This is a genomic window from Spirillospora sp. NPDC127506 (assembly GCF_040302145.1).
Taxonomy (GTDB): domain Bacteria; phylum Actinomycetota; class Actinomycetes; order Streptosporangiales; family Streptosporangiaceae; genus Spirillospora.
The window spans coordinates 1-23,925 of sequence record NZ_JBEORG010000060.1 but is presented as its reverse complement, the minus strand read 5'-3'; the positions used below and the strand labels follow the sequence as shown (position 1 = coordinate 23,925).

General features: G+C 69.2%; 26 protein-coding genes. 18 read left to right on the top strand and 8 right to left on the bottom strand.

Annotated features, from left to right (window positions below):
• Nucleotides 1–673: 673 nt before the first annotated feature.
• Together ABTW95_RS33135 and ABTW95_RS33130 are read left to right on the top strand one after the other, a co-directional pair.
• Nucleotides 674–1,087 (top strand): DUF5994 family protein, encoded by a 414-nt coding sequence (locus ABTW95_RS33135; protein WP_500228352.1) that lies wholly within the window; start codon nt 674–676, stop codon nt 1,085–1,087.
• Nucleotides 1,088–1,688: 601 nt separating this feature from the next.
• Nucleotides 1,689–2,330, top strand: a complete 642-nt coding sequence (locus ABTW95_RS33130) for a DUF5994 family protein (protein ID WP_500228351.1) — start codon at nt 1,689–1,691, stop codon at nt 2,328–2,330.
• Between the two features lie 426 nt (nt 2,331–2,756).
• Here the strand turns inward: ABTW95_RS33130 and ABTW95_RS33125 are convergent, their stop codons facing one another.
• Both ABTW95_RS33125 and ABTW95_RS33120 read right to left on the bottom strand, forming a co-directional pair.
• Nucleotides 2,757–3,092: a LysR family transcriptional regulator gene (locus ABTW95_RS33125; protein WP_500228350.1), complete on the bottom strand. Its 336-nt coding sequence runs from the start codon at nt 3,090–3,092 to the stop codon at nt 2,757–2,759.
• Nucleotides 3,093–3,156: 64 nt separating this feature from the next.
• Complete coding sequence (locus ABTW95_RS33120) at nt 3,157–3,453, bottom strand: hypothetical protein (protein ID WP_500228349.1); 297 nt, start codon at nt 3,451–3,453, stop codon at nt 3,157–3,159.
• 674 nt (nt 3,454–4,127) lie between these two features.
• On the opposite strand from ABTW95_RS33120, the gene ABTW95_RS33115 reads away from it, so the two are divergent.
• The 3 genes from ABTW95_RS33115 to ABTW95_RS33105 all read left to right on the top strand — a co-directional run bounded on the left by ABTW95_RS33115 (nt 4,128) and on the right by ABTW95_RS33105 (nt 6,012).
• Nucleotides 4,128–4,415, top strand: a complete 288-nt coding sequence (locus ABTW95_RS33115) for an ArsR/SmtB family transcription factor (protein ID WP_500228348.1) — start codon at nt 4,128–4,130, stop codon at nt 4,413–4,415.
• On the top strand, nt 4,412–5,503 hold the full coding sequence (gene arsB / locus ABTW95_RS33110) for an ACR3 family arsenite efflux transporter (protein ID WP_500228347.1): 1,092 nt from the start codon (nt 4,412–4,414) through the stop codon (nt 5,501–5,503). Before ABTW95_RS33115 ends, arsB begins: the two co-directional genes overlap by 4 nt.
• A gap of 86 nt (nt 5,504–5,589) precedes the next feature.
• Nucleotides 5,590–6,012: an arsenate reductase ArsC gene (locus ABTW95_RS33105; RefSeq protein WP_500228346.1), complete on the top strand. Its 423-nt coding sequence runs from the start codon at nt 5,590–5,592 to the stop codon at nt 6,010–6,012.
• A gap of 118 nt (nt 6,013–6,130) precedes the next feature.
• On the opposite strand, the gene ABTW95_RS33100 is transcribed toward ABTW95_RS33105, so the two are convergent.
• Entirely contained in the window at nt 6,131–6,487 is a 357-nt protein-coding gene (locus ABTW95_RS33100) for an ArsR/SmtB family transcription factor (RefSeq protein WP_500228345.1), read from the bottom strand.
• 87 nt (nt 6,488–6,574) lie between these two features.
• On the opposite strand from ABTW95_RS33100, the gene ABTW95_RS33095 reads away from it, so the two are divergent.
• A complete protein-coding gene (locus ABTW95_RS33095) occupies nt 6,575–7,669 on the top strand; it encodes a flavin-containing monooxygenase (RefSeq protein ID WP_500228344.1) in 1,095 nt (364 codons plus the stop codon).
• A gap of 29 nt (nt 7,670–7,698) precedes the next feature.
• Here ABTW95_RS33095 and ABTW95_RS33090 read toward each other — a convergent pair whose 3' ends face one another.
• The gene (locus tag ABTW95_RS33090; protein WP_089327866.1) at nt 7,699–8,064 is read right to left on the bottom strand and encodes an ArsR/SmtB family transcription factor; all 366 of its coding nucleotides are present in this window, start codon (nt 8,062–8,064) and stop codon (nt 7,699–7,701) included.
• A 78-nt stretch (nt 8,065–8,142) separates the two neighbouring features.
• Here ABTW95_RS33090 and ABTW95_RS33085 point away from each other — a divergent pair, with 78 nt between their 5' ends.
• Genes ABTW95_RS33085 through ABTW95_RS33070 form a run of 4 tightly spaced genes read left to right on the top strand, consistent with a single transcriptional unit; the run spans nt 8,143 to nt 12,432 of the window.
• Nucleotides 8,143–8,289, top strand: coding sequence for a hypothetical protein (locus tag ABTW95_RS33085; protein ID WP_165950286.1), 147 nt, complete (start codon nt 8,143–8,145; stop codon nt 8,287–8,289).
• Between the two features lie 51 nt (nt 8,290–8,340).
• Nucleotides 8,341–10,020 carry an FAD-dependent oxidoreductase gene (locus tag ABTW95_RS33080; RefSeq protein ID WP_089327867.1) on the top strand — a complete coding sequence of 560 codons (1,680 nt, stop codon included), beginning with the start codon at nt 8,341–8,343 and terminating at the stop codon, nt 10,018–10,020.
• A gap of 15 nt (nt 10,021–10,035) precedes the next feature.
• The gene (locus ABTW95_RS33075; RefSeq protein WP_089327868.1) at nt 10,036–11,364 is read left to right on the top strand and encodes an MFS transporter; all 1,329 of its coding nucleotides are present in this window, start codon (nt 10,036–10,038) and stop codon (nt 11,362–11,364) included.
• Between the two features lie 3 nt (nt 11,365–11,367).
• On the top strand, nt 11,368–12,432 hold the full coding sequence (locus ABTW95_RS33070; RefSeq protein WP_089327869.1) for an ArsO family NAD(P)H-dependent flavin-containing monooxygenase: 1,065 nt from the start codon (nt 11,368–11,370) through the stop codon (nt 12,430–12,432).
• A 67-nt stretch (nt 12,433–12,499) separates the two neighbouring features.
• Here ABTW95_RS33070 and ABTW95_RS33065 read toward each other — a convergent pair whose 3' ends face one another.
• Nucleotides 12,500–12,874, bottom strand: coding sequence for a hypothetical protein (locus tag ABTW95_RS33065; protein WP_089327870.1), 375 nt, complete (start codon nt 12,872–12,874; stop codon nt 12,500–12,502).
• Between the two features lie 331 nt (nt 12,875–13,205).
• Between ABTW95_RS33065 and ABTW95_RS33060 the strand changes: the two genes are divergently transcribed.
• Nucleotides 13,206–13,961, top strand: a complete 756-nt coding sequence (locus tag ABTW95_RS33060; RefSeq protein WP_143228076.1) for a hypothetical protein — start codon at nt 13,206–13,208, stop codon at nt 13,959–13,961.
• A 252-nt stretch (nt 13,962–14,213) separates the two neighbouring features.
• On the opposite strand, the gene ABTW95_RS33055 is transcribed toward ABTW95_RS33060, so the two are convergent.
• The 3 genes from ABTW95_RS33055 to ABTW95_RS33045 all read right to left on the bottom strand — a co-directional run bounded on the left by ABTW95_RS33055 (nt 14,214) and on the right by ABTW95_RS33045 (nt 18,602).
• Complete coding sequence (locus tag ABTW95_RS33055; RefSeq protein ID WP_500228343.1) at nt 14,214–15,893, bottom strand: tannase/feruloyl esterase family alpha/beta hydrolase; 1,680 nt, start codon at nt 15,891–15,893, stop codon at nt 14,214–14,216.
• A 148-nt stretch (nt 15,894–16,041) separates the two neighbouring features.
• Nucleotides 16,042–17,601, bottom strand: coding sequence for an AMP-binding protein (locus tag ABTW95_RS33050; RefSeq protein WP_500228342.1), 1,560 nt, complete (start codon nt 17,599–17,601; stop codon nt 16,042–16,044).
• 5 nt (nt 17,602–17,606) lie between these two features.
• A complete protein-coding gene (locus ABTW95_RS33045; protein WP_089327874.1) occupies nt 17,607–18,602 on the bottom strand; it encodes an NAD(P)H-dependent flavin oxidoreductase in 996 nt (331 codons plus the stop codon).
• A 140-nt stretch (nt 18,603–18,742) separates the two neighbouring features.
• Here ABTW95_RS33045 and ABTW95_RS33040 point away from each other — a divergent pair, with 140 nt between their 5' ends.
• The 7 genes from ABTW95_RS33040 to ABTW95_RS33010 all read left to right on the top strand — a co-directional run.
• The gene (locus tag ABTW95_RS33040; RefSeq protein WP_089327875.1) at nt 18,743–19,930 is read left to right on the top strand and encodes a lipid-transfer protein; all 1,188 of its coding nucleotides are present in this window, start codon (nt 18,743–18,745) and stop codon (nt 19,928–19,930) included.
• Between the two features lies 1 nt (nt 19,931).
• A complete protein-coding gene (locus ABTW95_RS33035) occupies nt 19,932–20,384 on the top strand; it encodes a MaoC family dehydratase N-terminal domain-containing protein (RefSeq protein ID WP_089327876.1) in 453 nt (150 codons plus the stop codon).
• Nucleotides 20,381–20,794, top strand: coding sequence for a MaoC family dehydratase (locus ABTW95_RS33030; protein ID WP_089327877.1), 414 nt, complete (start codon nt 20,381–20,383; stop codon nt 20,792–20,794). Before ABTW95_RS33035 ends, ABTW95_RS33030 begins: the two co-directional genes overlap by 4 nt.
• A gap of 20 nt (nt 20,795–20,814) precedes the next feature.
• Nucleotides 20,815–21,639, top strand: a complete 825-nt coding sequence (locus ABTW95_RS33025; protein WP_205719621.1) for an SDR family NAD(P)-dependent oxidoreductase — start codon at nt 20,815–20,817, stop codon at nt 21,637–21,639.
• A gap of 23 nt (nt 21,640–21,662) precedes the next feature.
• A complete protein-coding gene (locus tag ABTW95_RS33020) occupies nt 21,663–22,889 on the top strand; it encodes a TetR/AcrR family transcriptional regulator (RefSeq protein ID WP_089327879.1) in 1,227 nt (408 codons plus the stop codon).
• 57 nt (nt 22,890–22,946) lie between these two features.
• Complete coding sequence (locus tag ABTW95_RS33015; protein ID WP_346045050.1) at nt 22,947–23,321, top strand: ArsR/SmtB family transcription factor; 375 nt, start codon at nt 22,947–22,949, stop codon at nt 23,319–23,321.
• The coding region (locus ABTW95_RS33010; protein WP_500228341.1) for a DUF2703 domain-containing protein at nt 23,318–23,925 on the top strand (608 nt) is incomplete at its 3' end. The genes ABTW95_RS33015 and ABTW95_RS33010, both read left to right, overlap by 4 nt.

The following is a 23,925-nucleotide window of genomic DNA, read 5'->3' as shown; positions in this document are numbered from 1 at the left end:
TCGAGGGCCGGGCAGTACATCACCGAGGACGGCGCCGGCAATGCGGCCTGCGCGCGAGATGCCTTCGGTAGCACCACACTACGTCACCGGCTGCCTTCGGCGGGCTCGAAGGCGTTCGGCCATCACCGGAGGGAAGCCACCGCCACGCGCGTAGACTGCGATCATCCGGCCAATGGCGTCGTCCCGCCCGGTTGACCCGCCTCCTCGCCGGAGTGTTCCTGCTCGTCCTGATGTACGGGATCAAGCCACGCCGACACCGTGAGGGCGCCGGTTCGCCGGCACTGTGGCGGCGTCGCAGATTCTGAGACTCCGCCGCATCCGGCAGAGGCGAGACCGCACAGGGAGGCCGCGGTCGCCGCCACTCGGCGAAGGCCAAGAGAAGTGCAGCGAATGGCAATTGAATTTTGCTGCCCTCCGTCCGGAAAAGTCAGAAAATCGTGAGTATGATGTAGATATCCGATAAACGGGGGCATTGTCTCTATATGGGGATGGCTTGATTGCCGGTCGCCCTGAGAATCGCTCCTGCCGCATCTGCGGAGGGAGCGAAGTGTCGGGTCGGCCCGTCCCTCGCCGACAACGCACCGGGGGTCGCTGCCCGCGCCTCTCGGGAGAGGGGCGCGGCTCTGTGCGAACCACCGCCGAACGAAGAACGACCATCAGCTTTTCTCCGTCCATGACTCCTCGGCTGGCGATGCGGCCGTTGGCCCCGACCGACCGCGCTGGTCCGATGCAAGACGCCTCGGGCCGCACGCTGCTGGATGGCGTCTGGTGGCCCCGGTCGGTCGATCCGGCCGTGGAACTGCCCGGACTGGTTCTGGCGCTGCAAGCGCAGGGGCCGCCCGACGAGCATCGCCCGATCGTCCACATCATGATGCGCGCGACCGACTGGGGCGCCCATCCCCGTCGGCTGTGCGTCGACGGCCCAGAGGACACCAGGGAGGTGCTGCTCAGCTGGTTCGGCAACCTTCCCGCCGGACTGCTCACCGCGATCTATGCCGACGGCCGTCGTGTCGACCTGCTCACCGTCCCGGCCTACGCCGACGATGCGGTGGCACGGGCCGCCCTGGAAACGACCGACCGCCCCTGACAGGCCGACCGGCCCGGGCGATCCCGCCCGGACACAATCGGCGGCGCAGAACGCCGGGGGATCGGAGGGGGACGGCTACAAGAACACCCGCTGGCACGCTGAATCAGACGCCACCCGGCCTGTGAGGCGCCAGCGGACGGCACCGGTGCCCGCCGGCGTAGGCGCGGCGTGCCGCCGATCCAGGCCCGCCCAACTCGGGGAGGAGCGGACGGCCCTGGATCAGCCGGCACGGCCCCAGCAGCGACCAGCCGCTTCCCAGTCAAGCTCTGTGTCGCGGTCTCTGGACACAGGCACTCCGCACACGCATCATCACTCGTGCCGATGACCGTCGCCTCCACGGAAACCTAAAGAGGATCAAGAACGGATTTTCGGCTACGCTGTCGAGGTGCCTGGGCGGATCGTCCCGAGAGTATTTTTTCCCTTTTCGTAAAGAATGATGATTTGGGAGTACGATAGGAAAGTACCCGGCAAACGGCGAGCTTCCCTCTGAGGGCTGATCCCGCAAGTGGCGCGGCATGCGCTCGAGCCCACCGATCCGCGAGCGCCACTGGGGAGAAAACGACCCGCCGCATCACCCAAAGCCAGCGGAAGGCGCCTGAGCATGTGGACAGCTACCGAACGTCGCACGATCAGCCTTTCACCGCCCTGGACTCCACGGCTGCGGCTGAGCCCCGCGGCTCCTCCCGGCTCGGCGCGGATGGTGCTGGACGGCGCCTGGTGGCCGCGTTCGACCGACCCTGTCTCTGAGCTGCCGGGGCTGATCCTGGCCCTGCAAGACCACGATCCCGCCGACGGCCGCCGCCCCATCACCCACGTCCTGCTCCGGAAGGACGACTGGGACAGCCACCCGCGTCGACTGCGCGTCGACGGCCCGGCAGACGCCCGGGTGGTGCGGCTCAGCTGGTTCGACTCCCTGCCCTCCGGGCTGCTCACCGCCATCCATGCCGACGGCCGGCGCGTCGACCTGTTCACCGTCCCGTCTCCCACACCTCCGGCTGAAGCCGAGACAGCGATGGAACTGGCCGCCCACCCTCGCAACCACATCCACACTCCCGACCTGCTTTCTGCCCTCACCCCAGGACACGGCCGGACGGACCGTGCCGACCGCCGGCGCGACGAAGCCGCCACTGCGCAGGACGACTCAGAGCGCGTGTGGGAATCCGAAGGCGGACGGCTGCGAGAAGACCCGCGGCACATCGATACCGGCCCGCCGCCCGGCCGCCGCACTTTCGTCCACTTGTGAACCCGCCGTGCACGCGCAGTTCCGCAATCGCCGTTGGCAATTGCGAATAGGCGGCCGGGTGCACCGGGTGGTTCGTGACGCTCTGTGGACGTGGGTGACTCTGCTCCGTCCACGGGTCAGGAGACGACGACGGCGATTGCGGCGATGACCGCGCAGACGAGGACGAGCGCGATGACCATGCCGCCGATCAGTCCCTTCATCAGCCACAGGTAATCGTCCCTCATGCTCATCGAGCACCTCCCGTCGTCCTTGTCAGCTGGTCGCCGGGTCAGCGGGACGGTCCAGGCGGAACAGGTGCGAGGCGACCCCGGCGGGGGCCAGCGCGGCCCGGCCGATGCCCACGTCCATGCGCCCATCGACGAGTCGCTGATACTGCTCTGGGACACCGGCCTCCACCTGGTGGATTACCAGATCCGGGAAGAGCGCCTAGGCCTCGTGCAGAATCTGCGGCATCGAGTCGTAACTGGCATCGATGATGCCCACCCGCAGCGTGGGCGAGCTGCTCTGCGCGGTCCTGGCGGCCTGGGCGGCGCGTGCCACATGGGCGAGGATCTGCCGGGCCTCGACCAGGAACGCCGCCCCCGCCGGGGTCACGGCGACGTAGTGGGTGGTGCGGTCCAGCAAGCGCACGCCCAGTTCTCGCTCCAGCCGCTGGATCTGCTGGCTCAGCGCCGACTGCACGATGTGCTCGCGGGCCGCCGCGCGGCTGAAGTTGAGCTCCTCGCAGACAGCGACGAAGTAGCTGAGCTGGCGCAGTTCCACGGCTTTTCTACCTTCTGAGCTGGAACAGCGAGGCCTGCCTGCGGAGCCTACATGCGACGGGCCCCTAGAGGGGGTCGCTGGTCCAGCTCCAGACGCCTCCCTCGTGTCGTGGGCGCACGAGTTGTGCGCCGCTGGAGTCGGCGAGCTCGGCGACGGTCTGGATCAGCCGGCGGTGGAAGTCGTCGGGCGGGTGGGCGTCGGATGAGCCTTCCAGCAGGGTCACACTGACCTTGGCGTCGTCGCGCAGCTGCGCGGTCAGCCTTCCGGTCCCGTCCAGTCGGAGCATCACGATCGCATCGGCGCGGACCAGGTCATGGCCCCCGCCGGCCTCGATCCAGACCTGGTGCATCGTCCCGCTCACCGGCCCCATCTCCTCGGCTCAGGCCGTCGTACCCCTTACTGTCCAACATAAGTCGTTTCCCTAGGGGATGAGTCCGGCGGCGCGCGCAGGAGATGACCGATGTCACCCTGTACCCGGCGGTTGCCGGGTACAGCCTCCGCCGGTGCCACGTCGTCCCGTCCTCGCTACTCGGCCGATCGTGATCACGTCGGGTGCGGCTCGGAGAGCGTCCGCTTTCGGGTGCGGTGGCCCGTCCGGTCAGGGACGGGCTCAACCGGTAGTTCAGGGTCGTCGCGTCTGTCCAGGGCAGCGGAGACGATGGGGCCGCCCTGAACGCCCCTGCGAGATGGAAGACGGCCATGGTGCCAAGGACGGCCAGTCCGGCGCTGACCACAGGTGCCGTCCAGCGGCGTCGGTCGCGAGGGCGCCGGTGTCGGCGGCGCGGATGGACACGCCATGGCTCATCGGGCTCAGGCGGCACCCGCGCTTCTGGCGGGGACTGCGAGTTAGTGATCACCACACTTGGCTACCAACAGTGATGATGCTCACACAATTAGGCGCGCTGTTGGCAGCTCCACGTGGACCACGTCGTTTGTGCCGGTGAAGTATCGCGACACTCGCTGTAGTGGGTGTCCCAATGGACTGTTCCCGGCGGTATGTATCATCCAAGCGTGATGTCAGCTCAGACTGATGTGTTGAAGTTGCTGGCCGATCCGCTGCGTGCGCAGATCGTGTCGCTGCTGGCTGAAGAGGCGTTGTGCAACTGTCACCTCGTTGAGGAGACCGGTGCCAGGCAGACCAATATCTCCAACCACCTGCGGGCGCTGCGCGAAGCGGGGCTCGTGGACACCGAGCCCTGCGGACGGTTCACCTACTACCGGCTGCGCCCCGAGGCGTTGGAGCATCTGGCTTCCGAACTCGGAGAACTGGCCGCCGCCGCCCGCGAGGCCCAGACCGATCAGCGCAAGAGGCCGTGCACGTGACCAGCACGCAAGACTCTGGTGCCGCCACACGTCCGCAGGACGCGGGGGTGGTCGCCGGGCTGTCGACCCTCGACCGGTTCCTGCCGGTGTGGATCATCGCGGCGATGGTGCTCGGCCTCGGGCTGGGACGCGCCGTTCCCGGACTGGACCACGCGTTGGCCGAGGTCGAGGCCGGCGGGATCTCGCTGCCGATCGCGCTGGGCCTGCTTGTGATGATGTACCCGGTGCTGGCCAAGGTCCGCTACGACCGGCTCGACACCATCACCGGCGACCGCCGCCTCATGCTGACCTCGCTGCTGCTGAACTGGGTGATCGGCCCGGCGGTGATGTTCGCGCTGGCCTGGATCTTCCTGCCGGACCTACCCGAGTACCGCACCGGTCTGATCATCGTCGGGCTGGCCCGCTGCATCGCGATGGTCATCATCTGGAACGACCTGGCCTGCGGCGACCGGGAGGCCGCCGCCGTCCTGATCGCCCTCAACTCCGTCTTCCAGGTCATCGCGTTCGGTGCGCTCGGCTGGTTCTACCTGCAGGGCCTGCCCGGATGGCTGGGCCTGGCGACCGATGAAGCGGACTTCTCCGTCGGCAAGATCGTGGTCAACGTGCTGGTGTTCCTGGGCGTCCCGCTGGCCGCCGGCTACCTCACCCGCCGCTTCGGTGAACGCGCCCGTGGCCGCGCCTGGTACGAGGAGCGGTTCCTGCCCCGGGTCGGCCCCGTTGCGCTGTACGGGCTGCTGTTCACCGTCGTCATCCTGTTCGCCCTGCAAGGCGACACCATCACGGGCCGGCCCGCCGACGTCGCCCGCATCGCGCTGCCGCTGCTGGCGTACTTCGCGCTCATGTGGGGCGGATCCTTCGCTCTTGGACGCACCGTCCGGCTGCCCTACCCGCGCACCGCGACGCTCGCCTTCACCGCCGCCGGGAACAACTTCGAGCTGGCGATCGCCGTCGCCATCGGCACCTTCGGCGTCACCTCCGGGCAGGCCCTGTCGGGCGTGGTCGGCCCGCTGATCGAGGTTCCAGTCCTGGTCGGTCTGGTGTACCTGTCGCTGTGGCTGCGTCGCCGATTCCCACCCGCGGTGCGATGACACGACGATGACCGTCACCGACCCGCTCGCCACCGAGGTGCTCACCACCGTCGGCCGGCACGGCCTCGAACAGCGAAGGAACGCCGATGCCTGATCAGGCTCGCTCCGCCAAGCCCAGCGTCTTGTTCGTCTGCGTGCACAATGCCGGACGCTCCCAGATGGCCGCCGCCTACCTCGCCCACCTGGCCGGTGACCGAATCGAAGTGCGCTCCGCCGGGTCCGCGCCCGCCGACCAGGTCAATCCGGCGGTGGCCGAGGCGATGGCGGAGGAGGGCATCGACATCTCCGCAGAGACCCCCAAGGTGCTCACGGTCGACGCCGTCCAGGCATCCGACGTGGTCATCACCATGGGATGCGGTGACGCTTGCCCGGTCTTCCCCGGCAAGCGCTACCTGGACTGGACCCTCGATGACCCCGCCGGAGAGGGCGTCGACGCCGTCCGCCCGATCCGCGACGAAATCCGCACGCGCATCGAGAACCTGGTCGGCGAGCTCCTATCGGACAAGTGAAGGAGAAGGGCAGAGCCGGGCGCCGGGGCGTGACGTCCTCGGCAACGTGTGCTCTGCCCGGTCTGGCTGCTCCAGAGCCGGGTCTGCCGGGGGCGTGCGGTGAGCCGCGCCAGGGGGCTCAGTCGCCGGGTGGGCAGCAGGTGTGCAGGTAGTCGCGGAGTTCGGCGAGTGACCGGTCGACCGCGGCGGAGTCGATGCGGTAGAAGACCTGCTTGCCGTCCCTGCGCGAGGTGAGCAGGCCGCCCCGCCGCAGCAGCGCGAGTTGCTGCGAGGCGTTGGACTGGCCGACCCCGAGGCGCTCGGCGACGGTGCCGACGGTGAGTTCGACGCCGCCGGCGAAGAGTTCGAGCATCTGCTGCCGCTGCTCGCTGGCCAGCGCTTTGAGGAACTCGCGCGCTCCGGCGCCGAGCTGAACGGACGGCGCCGCCCCGCAACCGCCCGGTGCGGGGGCCGCCTTCTCGACCGGCTCGACCATCGCTGCTGGCTCCTCTCAAGGTGTGCGCCCAGCATACGCCACATATCAACACTTCATTATTTTATGAAATATTGATATGTTGACTCCATGCTCACCGCACCACTCGTCATCGTCGGCGGTGGCCAGGCCGGTCTGGCCACCGCCCGCATCGCCCGGTCCCTGGGCTTGGTGCCCATCGTCCTGGAGGCGGCCGGCCAGCCGGCCGGGTCCTGGCCGCAGTACTACGACAGCCTCACCCTGTTCTCACCGGCCAGGCGCAGTGCACTGCCCGGAGCGGAGTTCCCCGGCGATCCGGACGGCTACCCCACACGGGACGAGGTCGTGGCCTACCTGACCGACTACGCCGCCCATCTGGACGCCGACATCCGCACCGGTCGCCGAGTCAAAACGGTCGTGGCTGCCAAGGACGGCACACGACCGGGGTTCGAGGTGATCACGACGAGCGGCGAGATCTTCGCCGCGCCGCTGCTGATCGCCGCGACGGGCGGATTCAGCCGCCCCCACCGCCCGGACCTGCCGGGACTGGACGGCTTTCCCGGCACGGTGCTGCACTCGTCCGACTACCGGCGTCCCGGCCCGTTCACCGGCCGGCGTGTCGTGGTCGTGGGAGGCGGGAACTCGGCCGTGCAGATCGCGATCGAGTTGGCCGCGGTCGCCGACGTCACGCTGGCGACCCGGCACCCGCTCCGCTTCATGCCCCAGCGCGTGCTGGGGGTCGACATGCACATCTGGTTGCAGCGCACCGGGCTGGACGCCGCCGGTTGGGCGCGCCCGCTGCTGACCGGCGGCAAGGGCACCCCGGTGTTCGACACCGGCACCTACCGGGACGCCATCGCCACCGGCAACCCCGACCGCCGCCCGATGTTCACCCGCCTGGACGGCGACCAGGTCCTCTGGAGCGACGGAACCCGCGAACACGTCGACGTGGTGCTGCTGGCCACCGGGTTCCGGCCGGGCGTGGAGTACCTCGCCCCGCTGGGCGCACTGGACGGCGACGGACAGCCCCGCCATCGCGGCGGCGTCTCGGCCACCCATCCGGGACTGGGATTCGTCGGCCTGGAATGGCAGCGCTCCTTCGCCTCGGCCACCCTGCGCGGAGTCGCCGCCGACGCCCGGCACGTCCTCACCCGGCTGCGCAAGCAGGTACGCACCTCCGACGGCGCGCTGACGTCCACCCGATGACCGCCTCCAGAGCAAGACGGCGTGTGGAATCAGGCCGGGACTAGAGCCGGCAGGGTGAACAGACCCGACAGTCGGGTCAACCTGTCCGGCACCACCCGGTAGTACACCCACGTGCCGCGCCGCTCCCCCTCGATCAACCCGGCCTGGCGCAGCACCTTCAAATGGTGGGAGATGGTCGGCCCGGTGAGGTCGAACGCGCCCGTCAGATCGCACACGCACGCCTCGCCCCCGTCCACCGAGGCGATCATGTTCAGCAGACGCAACCGCACCGGGTCGGACAGCGCCTTGAACACCTTGGCCAGCTCGGCGGCCTCCGCCTCGCTCAACGCCGGACCGCTCAATGGCGCGCAGCAGCCGGGGTCGGTCACGTCCTCAAGCTCCAGCATCTTAGACATGCATCTAATTTGACATCTATCTATCCAGTGATGCAAACTGGCGCCTGCTTAGACAAGCATCTAAACAAGGAGTCGGAGATGAAGACGCTGCTCGCCCGGATCACCGCCCGGCGCGTCAAGGCCGTGTCCTTCTGTGAGACCTGCGGCCAGGTCTGCACGCCCACATGCCGCTCCGCCGCACACATCGACCGCGTGACGACCGCCGCCTACCGCACCCGCCTCTGACAGCATTCCCCGGCGCCCGACACCCATGACCGAACCGACAAAGGAGTCATCGTGAACGACGAAACCGGACGACCGGAGCCAGCAGCCTCCCCGGACGCCCCCGCCAGCGCAAGCAGCTGCTGCGGTGTCAGCGCGTGCTGCACCGACGCCGAGCAGGCCGTAGACCCCGGTGCCACCGTCCAGCAGGCCAAGACCGACGCCGGCTGCGGCTGCGTCGAGCAGGGGCCGCTCGACGGGCTGCCGGTCGTGGTGATCGGCGCCGGACCGGTCGGGCTGGCCGCCGCCGCCCATCTGGCCGAACGCGACCAGGACTTCCTCGTCCTGGAGGCCGGGGGAGAGGTGGGCGCGGCGATCTCAGAGTGGGGACACGTCCGGCTGTTCTCGCCATGGCGATACGACACCGACGCCGCCGCCCGGCGGCTTCTGGAGCCGACCGGGTGGCGTCTGCCCGACCCCGAGGCCCTGCCGACCGGCGCCGAACTCCTCCGCGACTACCTGGCACCGCTCGCCAAGGTCCCCGCGCTGGCCGGACGGATCCGCACCGGCACCCGCGTAGTGGCCGTGACCCGCCACGGCGTGGACGTGACCCGCACGGTCGGCCGCGAGGAGCGCCCGCTGCTGGTCCGCGCCGTGGGCCCGGACGGAGCCGTGGACGACATCGCCGCTCGCGCGGTCATCGACGCGTCCGGCACCTGGGGCCGCAGCAACCCGCTCGGCCACTCCGGCCTGCCCGCTCCCGGCGAGGACCAGGCAGCCGCCCACATCACCGGCCCGCTGCCGGACGTGCTGGGCCGTGACCGGTCCCGCTTCGCGGGCCGCCGCACCCTGGTGGTCGGGATGGGGCACTCGGCCGCCAACACCCTCCTCGCCCTGGCCGAACTCGCCGAGAACGAGCCCGGCACCCGCATCACCTGGGCCGTGCGTGGCGCATCGGTGGCCCGGCTCTACGGCGGCGGCGACGCCGACGGCCTCCCCGCACGAGGCGCGCTCGGCACCCGCCTGAAGGCGGCCGTGGACAACGGTGAGATCGACCTGGTCCGCGGCTTCACCATCACCGGCGTCGCCACCCCGGACGGTGAAGCCGGATCCGTCCAGGTCAACGGCCAGACTCCGGACGGCCCGCGCGTCCTGGAAGGCGACATCGTGGTCGCCGCGACGGGGTTCCGGCCCGACCTGGACATGCTGCGCGAGGTTCGGGTCGAACTCGACCCCGCCACCGAGGCACCCGCCAAGCTCGCCCCACTGATCGACCCCAACTTCCACAGCTGCGGGACCGTCCCGCCGCACGGCGAACGCGACCTCGCCCACCCCGAGCCCGGCTTCTACCTGGCCGGGATGAAGAGCTACGGCCGCGCCCCCACCTTCCTGATGGCCACCGGGTACGAGCAGGTCCGCTCCATCGTCGCCGCGCTCTCCGGCGACCGCGAGGCAGCCGACACCGTCCAGCTCGACCTGCCCGAGACCGGCGTGTGCTCCACCAGCCTGGTCACCGACGACCTGCTACCGGGCGCCGCCAACCCGAGCGCCGGCCAGGATGACGGCTGCGGGACTTCGTGCTCCACCGAGGCGACGCCCGCCCCGGCCGCCCAGTCCGAACCCGACGGCGGATCATGCTGCGGCCCCACGGCCCCCGAACCGGTCAGCATCGGCATCGGAGCCCCCGCTGGCCTGGGATTCGCAACCGGGCACGTGCACGGCTACTCCGGAGAGGCCGAACACAGTGGTGCCTGACGGGGCGACGACCTGATGAGCCGTGGCACTCCCGCACCGGGATCGGCGGCGGACACCTCCGCCGCCGGCCCCGGCACGGTGTCCCGCGTCCCGCTGCTCGCCCTCTGCGTCACCGAGATCACCAGCTGGGGCGTGCTCTACTACGCCTTCCCCGTCCTCGCGCACGACATCACCCGCGACACCGGCTGGTCCACCGCGGCCATCACCGCCGCGTTCTCCGCCTCGCTCATCGTCGCCGCGTTGGGCGGCGTCCCGGTCGGGCGCGCGCTGGACCGGCACGGCCCCCGCGTCCTGATGACCGGCGGCTCGGCGCTCGCCGTGCTCGCCGTCCTAGCCGTGGCCGCCGCGCCCACCCTCTGGACGTTCGCCGGAGCCTGGCTGCTGGCCGGCGTCGCGATGTCCGCCGTGCTGTACCAGCCCGCCTTCGCCGCGCTCACCCGCTACTACGCGCCGCGCCACCTCGGCGCCCTGACCACTCTCACGCTGGTCGCAGGCCTGGCCAGCACGGTCTTCGCGCCGCTCACTGACACACTGTCGGCCCACCTGACCTGGCGCGGCGTCTACCTCGTGCTGGCCGCCGTCCTGGCGGTCGTGACCGTCCCGCTGCACCTGCTGGCCCTGCACCGCCCCTGGCCCCCGCCACCCCAGGCCTCACCGGACAAGCCCAGCCGCCCGCACGAGCAGACCGGGTCCGAGGTGTCGGCCACCATGCGCAGCAGGCCGTTTCTCCTATTGGCCGCCGCGCTCACCCTGTCGGCGTTCGCGATGTACGCGGTAATGATCAACCTCATCCCGCTGCTCACCTCCCGCGGAGCCAGCGGCAGCACCGCCGCCTGGGCGCTCGGCCTCGGCGGGATCGGCCAGGTCACCGGGCGCCTCGGCTACGGCGCCCTCGTCCGCCGCACCAGCGTCCGCGCACGGACCGTCTGGATCCTCGCCCTGTCGGCCGCCACCACCGCCGCCCTCGCCGCCATCCCCGGACCCGTGCCGCTGCTCATCGCCGTCGCCTTCCTCGCCGGCACGACCCGGGGCATCGCCACTCTGCTCCAGGCGACCGCCGTCTCCGACCGCTGGGGCACCGCGTCCTACGGCGCCCTGTCGGGCATCCTCGCCGCGCCCATCACCACCGCCACCGCCGTGGCGCCCTTCGCCGGAGCCGCCATCGCCGCCGGACTCGGCGGATACCCCCGCATGTTTCTGGTGCTGACCGTCATCGCCGTCCTGGCCGCAGTACTCGCCGCCGGTACCGCAACGGCCCGCACCACAGGACGCCGGCCGTCGGCCGCACCATCGGCAGTACGCATGCCCGCCCCGCGCCTGGCACCGCGCAGGAACGAGGAATGACACATGCCTACCAATGTTCTCGACGTCGCCGTCATCGGTGGCGGTCAGGCGGGTCTGGCCGCCGGTTTCTACCTGCGCCGCAGTGGCAGGGAGTTCGCGATCTTCGACGCACAGGAAGAGCCGGGCGGGGCTTGGCCGCATATGTGGGAGTCGCTACGGCTGTTCTCACCCGCCCGCTACAGCTCGCTCCCAGGCTGGCCGATGCCGCCCTGGAATCACGGCTACCCACCCGGCGCCCACGTCGTCGACTACCTGACCGCCTACGAGAAGCGCTACGACCTGCCGATACACCGGCCAGTGCGCATCCACGCGGTGCACCGCGACGGCGATCTCTTCCGTTTGGACAGCGCGACCGAGTTCTGGTGGGCCCGGCACGTCATCAGCGCGACAGGGACCTGGTGGCGCCCCTACCTGCCCTACTATCCGGGACGCGGCGACTACCAAGGCCGTCAGCTCCATACCGCGCAGTACCGCACGCCCGATGACTTCCGCGAGCAGCGCGTCGTGGTGGTCGGCGCGGGTAACTCCGCCGCCCAGATCACCGCAGACCTGCAGTCGCGGGCGACAACGATCTGGACGACCCTGCGCCCGCCGCGCTTCCTCCCCGACGACCTCGACGGACGTGCCCTCTTTGAGTTGGCCACTCGCCGTATCCGCCAGCTCCGCGATGGGCACGCCGACTCCGGCGGCATCGGCGGACTGGGCGACATTGTCGCCGTGCCTGCGGTACGGGACGCCCGGGATCGGGGCGTTCTGCGCGCCCAGCCGATGTTCGACCGCCTTACCCCAACCGGCGTGGCCTGGCCCGACGGCAGAATCGAGGACTGCGATGCGATCATCTGGTGCACCGGCTTCCGCCCGGCGCTGAGTCACCTCACGCCGCTCGGCCTGCGTGACGGGACGGGGCGCATACCGACCGGCGGTGGAACCCGGTCATTGGCTGAACCCCGGCTGCACCTGCTCGGATACGGCGACTGGACGGGCCCCGGCTCGGCGACCCTGGTCGGCTCTGCCAGAACCGCCCGAGACGCCGTCCGCGACATCACCGCCCAACTCGACCTCGAATAGACCGCCGGCACACCTCCCGGCCGTGTTCTCTGCGGGCAGGCTGGATCCAGTAGGTGCCAGAAGGCGCCTATCCCGCCGGTGCCGTGGGGACGTCCGGCAGGAGTGCCTTCAGCACGGCACGCAGTTCTGCGTAGCGCCTGCGTTGATACCCGGTGAACAGCACGGTGTGCGAGTTACCTCCGATCGCCGTCTCTTTGGTCGTCCCCAGCGCCTTCACGGTCTTGACATCTTCGGCTGTAGCCATGAAGACGCACCCGTTGACCAGCATCGTGGGATCTTTCCATTGCACTTGGACGATGTCGGCCAAGGGGATCACCGTGTGCCGCTCGGCTGCTATGCGTGCCAAGCCGCTTCGGCGTATCTCCACGTGGTCGCCGCGCAAGGTCACCGTGGCCAGATGCGCCTTGATCGTCCGGGGCTCGCGCTTACGGAGGTCGGCCATGACCGCATCCTCGCACCACCCGGGAGCCGTCAACCTCCGCCGATTTGCGCAACCACCTGACCGCCGTCGGCTCCACCAAGATCACCGTCATCCCTTCCAACAACCGACGGGATGCACTTGGCGATCGTCCACTCAGCCAAGCCGAGGCCTGCCTCAAGGGGCCGCAGGCTGTACGTCGTCTCACCACGCCACGGAACGTATGTCCCTCAATGATCATCTATCGAGTGGTGAGGATGCACCCGACAGCATGGGAAGACACACCCCCGAAAGACTTCGTGTTTGTGTCGTTTGACATGGTCGTCGGGCGTATTTCACCTTAGGCTCCGGCGATATGGCTCGCCGTACTGGGCTCGTCATCGCCCCGCTGCTGATCTTTGTTCTGTTCGGACTTGCGGGATGCGGCAACGGTGGCGGTGCCCAGGGGTCGTACAAGCCGACGTTCCTTCCCTTCAAGATCAGTTATAGTCCGGGAAGCGGGATGGTCGTCACCGGCGACAAGTCGGTCGTGACGCCGCTGGGGGAGTTCTCGATCGGCGCCAAGTACTCGCTGCCTCGGCGGCCTGCCGATGCCATCCGTGTGGTGCTCCGGGACCGGTCAGTCGGTTTCGACGAGGTCTATGATCTCGGCGGTCATGCGGGCGAGTTCGAGGCCACCCTGGACGGTACGACGAAGGTCCAGGTCCGCGACCGGACGGTCACGATCGATGTCACTCAGGTCGAGACGAGGAGCATCGAGTTCAGGCCCGCTCAGGCCGCTGCCCAGGAGGCACCGCCGAACCTGCTGAACAAAGGAATCGACAGGTGGAACGGCTACTGGGATGACGCGTTCTACAGTCCACTGGCCCTGAGTCGATGGGCCTACGGCGACTCCACCATGGGGAAGTGGTACGGCCTGGGGTTCGTCTGGTTCTTGATCCGACTTGTGCTCGCGCTCATTCTCGGAATCCTGGACATCGTTCTCGTCCTGGTTTGCGTTTTCGCAGCCTGCTTCTACGTCTTCTTCGGTGGCACCGGCCGGAACATTGCCTACGGATTATCCTGCCTGTTCGGATGCCTCGCCTTCTATTCCGTTCGAGTCCTCAGATGAAACTTGATGTCCGCGAGCCGATCGCATCCTGTGCCGGCCATCTCTGCCCAATGGCTTCGCCGGTTTGAGGGTGTGGACAGAGGTACAAAGCCCGCTCAGTTCGGGCGTCGTAACGGTGGGCGTCGGTGCGGTGGCCTGCGGGAGGGGAACGCCTTGACCGCGTGGGACCGCAGGGCGCGCTGGTGCCGTGGCGTTCTGCCAAGTGCACTACGCGCTCCCGCGGTCCCCGTCAGGCTGTGTTTCAGTGTGGGCTCAGGCGGACCTGGTCCGGGTGCACTTTAGTTTTATGCCTTCCCAGCGGCAGGTCTGCTGGTAGTCGGAGCGGAATGGGGCGCCGACCCAGGGGTAGCGGTCGTCGGGCTGCTTGCCGGGCATGACGCCGGTGAAGTTGGCGGCGTCATCGATGCTTCCGGTGCCGGTGTACTTGGTCTGCATCGGATAGGGGTAGACGGGCCGGGTCCGGACGGTCCGGTCGCCGTCCTTCTTCGCGGCGGTGATCTTCTCGGGTGCGGTGCCCTTCTCGACCCAGTCGTAGATGGGTGTGAACAGGTCGAAGGTGTCGGGTCCGTATCCCTGGACGCAGTGGTAGACGCCGGGGAACAGGAAGGTTCGGGCGAATCGCCCGGTGGCCTTGGGGCCGCCCATCCGCTGGGTGAGGGCGTGGTGGTAGGCCAGGGTGCTCTCGGTCGGGATGGCGGGGTCGGCCCAGCCGTGCCACATGATGAGCTTGCCGCCGCGGTCGCGGAAGCGGGTGAGGTCGGGGTCGGTGGAGTCGTAGATGCCGCTCATCTCGCGCAGCTTCTTGAAGGTGCGCAGGTCGAAGCGGTGGTCCTTGAGGGTGTAGGACGCGGGTGGGTTGTTCCAGGACGAGAAGTACTTGAGGTAGTTGTAGCCGAGGGCCTCCAGGCCGCCGGTCTGGCCTTGGGGTGCGATCACGTAGCCGAGCCAGGCCGCTTCGGTGCCCTTGGCGAGTCCGGCAGGGAACAGCCGTCGGCCCTTGGCGTCGACCGGTCCCTGGTAGATCTTGCGGACCACGTCGACCTGGTCTCTGGTCAGGCAGGTCGGTTGGGGCGAGGCGGTGGGGCAGCGCAGCGTGCCGGGGTCGAAGTCGCAATTGCGCGGGTTGTTGATGAGGCCGTCGGTGAGCCCGTCGGTGGCGTCGCAGGCCTGCATGACCTTGCTCTGCAGGAGCGGCAGCTTGTCCGGGCCGAGGATCTGGCGGCCCTTGTCGTCGGTGTTGACGGTGGCGATCCAGGGGAAGAACTCGCCGGCCAGTGCGACGAGGTTGTTGCCGGGGGCGCCGGCGATGATGCCGTCGAAGTCGTCGGGGTAGCGCTGGGCCTCCATCAGCGCCTGCCGGCCGCCGTTGGAGCAACCGGCGAAGTAGGAGTACTGGGGCGCCTGCCCGTAGTAGGCCTTGGTGACCGCCTTGGCGACAAGCGCGGTGACGTGCTCGGACCGGTAGGCCATGTCGATTCGCAGCTGCGGGTCCGAGTGGGCCCAGAGGGCGTCTCGCGAGTCGACGCCGATGTGGCCGCCGTTGCTGGCGCCGAGGACGACGCGCCCGTCGTCGGGGGGCGCGCATCCGCCGGGGAGGAAGTGGTTGGGGTTGTCGGGGGCGGCGAATCCGCAGAAGCCGCCGCAGCCGAGCTGCACGTAGCGTCCGGTCCAGCCCTGCTCGGGGAGCCGGAGCTCGAACTGGATCTGGGGTGAGACGTAGCCCTTGACCTGGCAGTAGGCGGGCTTGTCGGCGGTGGCGGCGACGTGCGTCGCGGAGATGATCCTTGTGGGGGCATCTGGCAGGGCGGTGAGGTCCAGGCCGGTGAGCTGCTGGCAGGGGACGGCCGCCGCCGTCGGTGTGGTGGTGCCGGCTCTGGCCGGTGTTCTGCCGGTGAGGGCCTGGGCGGCGGTGACCGTCATCAGTACGGCCATGAGGGTGCCGATGATCAGGAGTGTCGGTCTGGTTTTGGGCAGGCTTACGCGTCTCATGTGGGGTGGGTGTCCTTCCGCCGGGGGTGCAGCAGAGGACCGCTCTGCTGCGGTCGGAAACGGGTGAGGGCGTTGCGGGGAGGGTGGGTGGTCAGTTGACCTGGCGGCTGCGGCCGGACCAGTACGGTGCCCGCAGCGACTTCTTGTCGATCTTGCCTGCGGGGTTGGTGGGCAGGGAGTCGATGAAGTCGACGCTCTTGGGCGCCCAGACGCTGCCCTTGTGCTTCTTGACCAGGTCGATGAGCTCGCCGGGTTCGACCGGGGTGTCGGGCCGGGTGACGACGAGGGCCTTGACCGCTTCGCCCCACCGAGGGTCCGGGACGCCGATGACGGCGCACTGGGCGACGGCGGGGTGGGTGATCAGGACGTCCTCGATCTGGCGGGGGAAGACGTTGAAGCCGCCGGTGACGATCATGTCCTTCTTGCGGTCGACGATGAACACGTAGCCGGCGTCGTCGATGTAGCCGATGTCGCCGGACCGGACCCAGCCGTCCTGCATCGCCTCGGCGTCCCGCCCGGCATCGACGTATCCGACCATCTGCCCGGGCTGGGACGCGCAGATCTCACCGGTCTCGCCCGGCGGCAGGAGGTTGCCGTCGGCGTCGCGGACGGTCAGATCGACGTGGTACATCGCGCGTCCGGCCGAGGCCAGCCGGGCGATCCCCTCGGGGGAGTCCAGGCGGTGGTCTTCCTTGCGCAGGCAGGTCATGTAGCCGGGCTCGGTTCCGGCGTAGGTCTGGGCGAAGACCGGCCCGAAGGTCTCCAGGGCGCGGCGGAGCCCGTCGGGGGCCATGGGGGAGCCCGCGTAGATGATCGTGCGGAGCGTGGACAGGTCGGCCTTCTCGCGGCGGGGGTGGTCCAGCAGCATGTAGACGATCGTGGGGACGACGGCGGTGGCCGTCACGCCCTCCCGTTCGATGGTGTCCAGCAGCAGGTCGAGGTCGAAACCGGGCAGCAGGACGTTCGTGCCGCCGCGCATGAAGACGGGCATCACGAAGGTCTGGGTGAAGTGCGTGAGCGGCGCGGCGTGCGCGAAGACCTCGCCGGGGCGGATGTCGCCGATCTCCAGGCCGGCGGTGATGGCGTAGTGCGACCAGGTGGCGTGGGTCTGCAGGACGCCCTTGGGGACGCCCGTGGTTCCCGAGGTGAACCCGACGAAGGCCAGGTCGTCGACGCTGATGTCCACGTCCGGGGCAGTCGAGGGCTGCGTCGCGAAGGCGGTCTCGTAGTCCAGGACGTCCGCCGCGGGGGTGCCGCCGCCGAGCCGGATGACGTGCCGGAGTTCGGGGAGCCGGTCGCGGATCTGCGTGATCTGGCCGTCGAAGGATTCGTGGTAGATCAGCGTCGAGGCCCCGACCTCGTCGAGGAAGTAGTGGAAGTCCTCGGCGGAGGCGCGCGTGGGCATCTGGGTGACCGCCGCGCCCGCCTTCCAGATCCCGCACATCGTCGGGATGAATTCCAGGCAGTTCGGCATCAGGAGCCCCACCCGATGCCCGTTGCCGACTCCGAGGCCGGTGAGCCCGTTACCGACCCGGTTGGCCCACTGGCGCATCTGGGCGTAGCTGAGGCGCCGGTCGGCGTCCACGAGGGCGGTGCGGTCGGCGTAGTAGGTGCACGTCCGGTCGAAGACCTTGGGCAGAGTTCCCCACATGGCGTCTACCTTCCTGATCCTGGGGTGGCCGTGGATTGCCGTGGTGATGCGGATTGCCGGTGCTCGGTGGCCCGCTGGAGCGCCTCGGCCGTCGCCTGCCGGGCCTGGTCGTACTCGCGGAGGGTCTGCTCGACCAGCTCGGCGACGCTGAGGATCCCGGTGATTCCCGAGACGCTGTGGCCGGCGCTCCATACGTTGCGCTGGTTGAGGAGCCGTTGCTGCGCGAACCCGTCGGCGCCCTGCGGCGGGGCGTCCGCCGTTGCCTTCTTCAACCATCCGTCCAGGAAGTTGGCTGGTAGACCGCTCAGGGCGGTGGTGAGGGTGACGTCGTCCAGGGACGATTCGACCAGTGCCTGGCGGAAGGCGTCGTCGGCGAGGCTCTCGGTGGTCGCGATGAACTTGGTGCCCATATAGGCCAGATCGGCGCCCAGGGCCTGGGCGGCCCACAGGGCGACGCCGTCCGACACGCCTCCGGCGAGGACGATGGGCCCGTCGAACTGGCCGCGGACGGCCCGGACGAACGACAGCGGGTTGGCCCAGCCCGTCTGGCCGCCGGCGCCCGCTGTCAGCAGCACCAGGCCGTCCACGCCGGCGTCGATCGCGCGTTGGACGTGCCGCATGCTCGCGACGTCGGCGAAAACCAGGCAGCCTGCGTCCTGCAGCGGGGCCAGGACGGGAGCGGGCGACCCGACGCTGGTGATGACCAGGGGCACCTCATGGCGGATCAGGGAGGCGACGTCCCCCGCGAGCCGCTGGTTCGAGCGGTGCACGACCAGGTTCGCGGCGAACGGCGCGGCCTCGTCCTCCAGGTCGGCCAGGCCGGCGGTGATCTGCTCCAGCCAGCCGTCGAGCTCGGACGGCGTCCGCGCGTTGTGGGTGGGGAACGAGCCCACCACCCCGTTGCGGCACGCCGCGGTCACCAGGTCGGGCCCCGACACGTCGGTCATCGGAGCGGCCACGAGTGGGAGCGCTAGGCGGTCGAGCCGGGAAGGCAGCGCCATCACCCCTCCAGAGTGAAGATTCGATGGTGGATCCTGAGATCACAGCATGCGTCTGTAGTGGGCACTTGGTGGCGTAAGTAAATATGGATTAACCTCCGTTGGCAAGAGCAAGCAGCACGACACCAGTGCGGAGGTTCTGCGTGGACCGTTTCGTTCAGATCGCCGGGGTCGGGATGACCCCGTTCTCCAAGCCCAGTGCGGGCACCCCCTACACGGTGCTCGCCGAGCAAGCCGCCCGCGTCGCGCTGGCGGACGCGGGCCTCGACTACCGCCAGGTGCAGCAGGCCTACGCCGGTTACGTCTACGGCGACTCCACCTGCGGCCAGGCGGCCCTGTACAGCCTCGGGCAGACCGGCATCCCCATCGTCAACGTCAACAACAACTGCTCCACCGGCTCCTCTGCGCTGTGGCTGGCCCGCCAGGCCGTCCAGAGCGGCGAGGTGGACTGCGTGCTGGCCGTCGGCTTCGAGCAGATGCGCCCGGGCGCCCTCGCCAGCGTCTGGGACGACCGCCCCGACCCCCTCGAACGCTCCGAGACGGCGATGGCGCAGATCCAGGGAGCGGACGCGCACGCACCGGTCGCCGCGCAGTTGTTCGGCGGCGCCGGCCAGGCCTACGCCGACGCGCACGGCACCGCCCCCGAGACGTTCGCCAAGATCTCGGTCAAGGCGCGGCGCCACGCCGCCGCGAACCCCTACGCGGTGTTCCGGACGGCGCTGACCGAGGAGGAGGTGCTGGCCTCCCCGCGCATCTACGGTCCGCTGACCCGCCTGCAGTGCTGCCCGCCCACCTGCGGCGCGGCGGCCGCGGTGGTCTGCAGCACCGACTTCGCGCGGCGGCACGGCCTGGATGCCTCCGTCGCCATCCGCGCCCAGGCGCTCACCACCGACACCGCGTCCACCTTCGACGCTGGAGACATGATGAAGGTCGTCGGCTACGACATGAGCCGGGCCGCGGCCGAGCGCGTCTACGCCGACGCCGGCGTAGGGCCCGACGACATCGACGTGGTGGAGCTGCACGACTGCTTCACCACCAACGAGCTGATCAGCTACGAGGCGCTCGGGCTCACCCCCGAGGGGACTGCGGAGAAGTTCGTCCTGGACGGCGACAACACCTACGGCGGGAAGGTCGTCACCAACCCGTCCGGCGGGCTGCTGTCCAAGGGACACCCGCTCGGCGCCACGGGCCTCGCGCAGTGCGCCGAGCTGGTCTGGCAGCTGCGCTGCCAGGCCGACGCCCGGCAGGTCGAGGACGCCCGGCTGGCTCTCCAGCACAACATCGGGCTCGGCGGCGCCGCCGTGGTCACCCTCTACGAGAGGACCAGCTGAGATGGCCGGATCACCAGCGATCGGCTTGTCCACGCCGCCGTCGACCGTCGATGTAGAGCGCGGGCGGCTGCGGTTGTTCGCCAAGGCCATCGGGGAAACCGACCCCGTCTACACCGACCTCGACGCCGCCCGCGGTGCCGGCCACCGCGACCTGCCCGTTCCCCCGACCTTCCTGTTCTGCCTGGAGATGGACCGGCCGGACCCCTTCGCCTTCCTGACCGAGGCCGGAATCAACCTCGACCGGGTCCTGCACGGCGAGCAGAGCTTCACCTACCACGCGCTCTGCCACGCCGGCGACAGCCTGACCTTCGAATCCCGCATCACCGACGACTACGAGCGCAAGGGCGGCGCGCTGCGGTTCCTCGTCCGCCAGACCCATGTCACCAGAGCCGGCCGGCCGATCGCCGACCTGAGCAACGTCATCGTTGTTCAGCAGGAGAAGGCGGAAGCATGACCCTCCTCACCGACCTGCACGAGGGCGACGAACTGCCGCCCCTGCGGCTACCGAAGATCAGCCGAACGACGCTGGCCCTGTACGCGGGCGCATCAGGCGACCACAACCCCATCCACATCGACATCGACGCCGCCCGCAACGCCGGGCTCGACGACGTCTTCGCGCAGGGCATGCTCTCCATGGCCTACCTCGGCCGGCTCCTGACCGGCTGGGTCACTCAGGACCGCATCCGCTCCTACAGCGTCCGCTTCACCTCCATCACCCCGCTGCACGCCGAGCCGATCTGCACAGGCCAGGTCACCGCGATCGAGGACGGCGACGGAGAACGGCGCGCCCGCCTCGACCTCCAAGTGGCACTGAACGACGGCACCATCACGCTGCGCGGCCAAGCCCTCATCGCACTGGCATGACAGCACCGGAAAGGACTCCCGTGGGAACACTCGACGGCAAGATCGCCCTGGTCTCCGGCTCCGGCCGCGGCATCGGCCGCGCCATCGCCCTCAAACTCGCAAGCCACGGCGCCCGCGTCGTCATCAACGACCTCGACCCCGAACCGGCCGAGGAGACCCTGACGGCGATTAAAGCCGCCGGCGGCGAGGCCGTCGCCTGCGTCGGCAGCGTCACCGACGAAGACTTCGCCGACCGGTTCGTCGCGACAGCCGTCGACAACTACGGCGGTGTCGACATCGTGATCAACAACGCCGGCTACACCTGGGACAGCGTCATCCAGAAGATGACCGACGAACAGTGGGACGCGATCCTGGACGTCCACCTCAAGGCACCGTTCCGCATCCTGCGCGCCGCCCAGCCGGTCATCAGCGCCCGCGCCAAGGCCGAACAAGCCGACGGCCTGCGCGTCCACCGCAAGATCGTCAACATCTCCTCGATCGCCGGGCTCGGCGGCAACGCCGGGCAGGCCAACTACGGCGCCGCCAAGGCCGGCATCGTCGGCCTCACCAAGACCCTCGCCAAGGAATGGGGCCGCTACGCGGTCAACGTCAACGCCGTCGCCTACGGCCTCATCCGCACCCGCCTCACCGAAGCCGCCGCCGACAGCGACTCCACTATCGACGTGCAAGGACGCCAGATCAAGGTCGGCGTCAACCCCGGCCTGCTCACCGCCATGGAGCAGATGATTCCGCTCGGCCGGGCCGGCACCCCCGAGGAAGCCGCCGGAGCGGTCTACCTGCTGTGCCTGCCAGAGTCGGACTACATCAGCGGCCAGGTCGTCGTCTGCGGCGGCGGCTACTCCTGAACGGACCTAACATTCCCCACGTGATGCCGACCGAGGACAAGACCGCGATGACCCGGACGAGCACGCATCCGGCACGCGGCAGGCGCCCACGCGACCGCAAGGCGCAGATCGTGACCGCCGCCGCCGACCTGTTCCACCAGCACGGCTACCACACCGTCACGATGGACCAGATCGCCGGCGCGGTCGGCATCACGGCCGGGGCCCTCTACCGCCACTTCCGCAACAAGCAGGAACTGCTCGCCCGCACCGTCGACGACGGCCTTTCGGCGTTCGAGACCGCCGTCCGCGACACCGCACCAGGAGACATCGACACCCTCCTGGACGTCATGGCCTCCCTCACGCTGGACCGCCGCGACCTCGGAGTCCTCTGGCAACGCGAATCCCGGAACCTTCCCGACGCCGACCGCGACCGGCTACGCCACCGCTTCCGCGGCGTCGCCGAGAACACCGCCCCGGTCATCCAAGCAGCCAGACCCGGCCTCACCACAGCCGACGCCGACCTGCTGACCTGGGCACTGTTCGCCGTCTTCGCCAGCCCCTCCCACCACAGCGCCCATCTTCCCCGCGCACGCTTCCACGCCCTCCTGCAGCAACTCGGAGGTGCCGTGATCCGCACCGCGCTCCCCGACTCCCCGGAGAAGCCCGACCGCCCCAACGCCGCGACCAACACCGGGCTCTCCCGCGCGTCCCGCAGAGAATCCGTCCTCGACGCCGCCGCCCGCCTATTCGGCGAACACGGCTACCAGGCCGTCAGCATGGAGGACATCGGCGCCGCCGCCGGCATCAGCGGCGCCGGCATCTACAACCACGTGACCGCCAAGTCCGAACTCCTCGTCGCGGCCCTCACCCGCGCCGCCGACGCCCTGCACATGGACGCCGGCCGCATCTTCGCCACCGCGTCCACCCCCGGCCAGGCACTCACCCGACTTCTCCGGTCCTACATCGACCTGACCCTGACCTCCAGCCACCTCACCGGCGCACTGATCACCGAGGTCGTCCACCTACCCCACGACCAACGACGCACAATCCGCCGCCTGCAACACGACTACGTCGGCGAATGGGTCCAACTGCTCACCACCGAGACACCCGACCTCATCGAACCCGAAGCCCGCGTGATCACCCAGGCCGTCCTCGCCATCGTCAACGACCTGGCCCGCATCCAACACCTGCGCCGACGCCCCCACCTCGACGACGATCTCGCCGCCCTGGGACGCGCTCTCCTTACCCCGTCGCTACCGGGTATCGCCTGACGAAGCCACAAACGCTCCTGCTTGCCACACAAGGCTAATATTTGCATACTTGTGCAAGTGAACAAACCTGAGTCAACGGGCGATCTTGGTGCGGTGCTGGGCCACCAGCTCTTCCGCGCTCTGGGCGACCCCACGCGTGTCCGCCTGGTGGATCTGCTCGCCGAGCGTTGCCGCGCCTGCTCAGTCTCGGAACTCGCCGAATGCCTCGACGTCGACCTGTCCGTCGTCTCCCGACACCTCGCCCTTCTACGGGCTGCAGGCGTCCTACGGGCGACCAAGACCGGGCGGAGCGTCCTCTACGAGATCCAATTCGACCCACTCGCCGAGACACTGCGCGGCATCGCCGACGCGCTCGAACGCGCCCGCGACGACTTCACCACAAGCGCCTCCTGCGCCCCGTCGGCCAACGACCAGAAGGAAGGAACCTCGTGACCGCCACCGCGCACGCCGCCACGGCATCCGACGCCGCCGGCTCCGCCCCCAGAACACCCCTGGTCATCGACTATTGGACTGTGGCAATGGGAGAAGAGGCCTCATGCGGCTCCTGCGATGAGACGCTCACCGTGCTCGACCGGGCCGTCGACACCGTCCGCCCATTCGCCGACCAGCTCGGCATCGCCCTGAAGATCACGCCGCGAACCATCTCTACCTGGGACCAGGCACTGGAACACCAGATCACCGCCTCGCCGACCATCCGGGCCGAGGGAAGCGAACTGTGCCCCTCCCACCCGGACGGCACCGAAACCCGCCTGTGGATTTGGCGCGGCGAAACCACCAACTCGCTCCAGCCTCAGGCCGCCCTCGACTTCGTCCTCCAAGCCCTGACCGCCTGCAGTCGGCAACTCAGTGACTACCTGGCCCACGGCGGACCTTCCCCGTACCTCCGCCAATTCCTCTCCGTCTCGAGCGCAACCGCTCCTGCAGCAACCGAGGCCTGCGGACTTAGCCTCGATCCACCGGGTGATTGCTGTTCAGGTTGCGGAAACGACAAAAGGGATGCCCCGTGGCCTGCGATGATGGGCTTGTCTAAGGTCCA

Bases quoted from the DNA above. Each gene is read 5' to 3' on its own strand.
- ABTW95_RS33135 (WP_500228352.1), top strand. From the start codon at position 674: ATGACTCCTCGGCTGGCGATGCGGCCGTTGGCCCCGACCGACCGCGCT.
- ABTW95_RS33020 (WP_089327879.1), top strand. From the start codon at position 21,663: ATGCCGACCGAGGACAAGACCGCGATGACCCGGACGAGCACGCATCCG.
- ABTW95_RS33095 (WP_500228344.1), top strand. From the start codon at position 6,575: ATGCTCACCGCACCACTCGTCATCGTCGGCGGTGGCCAGGCCGGTCTG.
- ABTW95_RS33065 (WP_089327870.1), bottom strand. From the start codon at position 12,874: ATGGCCGACCTCCGTAAGCGCGAGCCCCGGACGATCAAGGCGCATCTG.
- ABTW95_RS33075 (WP_089327868.1), top strand. From the start codon at position 10,036: ATGAGCCGTGGCACTCCCGCACCGGGATCGGCGGCGGACACCTCCGCC.
- ABTW95_RS33105 (WP_500228346.1), top strand. From the start codon at position 5,590: ATGCCTGATCAGGCTCGCTCCGCCAAGCCCAGCGTCTTGTTCGTCTGC.
- ABTW95_RS33045 (WP_089327874.1), bottom strand. From the start codon at position 18,602: ATGGCGCTGCCTTCCCGGCTCGACCGCCTAGCGCTCCCACTCGTGGCC.
- ABTW95_RS33100 (WP_500228345.1), bottom strand. From the start codon at position 6,487: ATGGTCGAGCCGGTCGAGAAGGCGGCCCCCGCACCGGGCGGTTGCGGG.
- ABTW95_RS33055 (WP_500228343.1), bottom strand. From the start codon at position 15,893: ATGGCCGTACTGATGACGGTCACCGCCGCCCAGGCCCTCACCGGCAGA.
- ABTW95_RS33030 (WP_089327877.1), top strand. From the start codon at position 20,381: ATGACCCTCCTCACCGACCTGCACGAGGGCGACGAACTGCCGCCCCTG.
- ABTW95_RS33035 (WP_089327876.1), top strand. From the start codon at position 19,932: ATGGCCGGATCACCAGCGATCGGCTTGTCCACGCCGCCGTCGACCGTC.
- ABTW95_RS33050 (WP_500228342.1), bottom strand. From the start codon at position 17,601: ATGTGGGGAACTCTGCCCAAGGTCTTCGACCGGACGTGCACCTACTAC.
- ABTW95_RS33130 (WP_500228351.1), top strand. From the start codon at position 1,689: ATGTGGACAGCTACCGAACGTCGCACGATCAGCCTTTCACCGCCCTGG.
- ABTW95_RS33070 (WP_089327869.1), top strand. From the start codon at position 11,368: ATGCCTACCAATGTTCTCGACGTCGCCGTCATCGGTGGCGGTCAGGCG.
- ABTW95_RS33060 (WP_143228076.1), top strand. From the start codon at position 13,206: ATGGCTCGCCGTACTGGGCTCGTCATCGCCCCGCTGCTGATCTTTGTT.
- ABTW95_RS33090 (WP_089327866.1), bottom strand. From the start codon at position 8,064: ATGTCTAAGATGCTGGAGCTTGAGGACGTGACCGACCCCGGCTGCTGC.
- ABTW95_RS33085 (WP_165950286.1), top strand. From the start codon at position 8,143: ATGAAGACGCTGCTCGCCCGGATCACCGCCCGGCGCGTCAAGGCCGTG.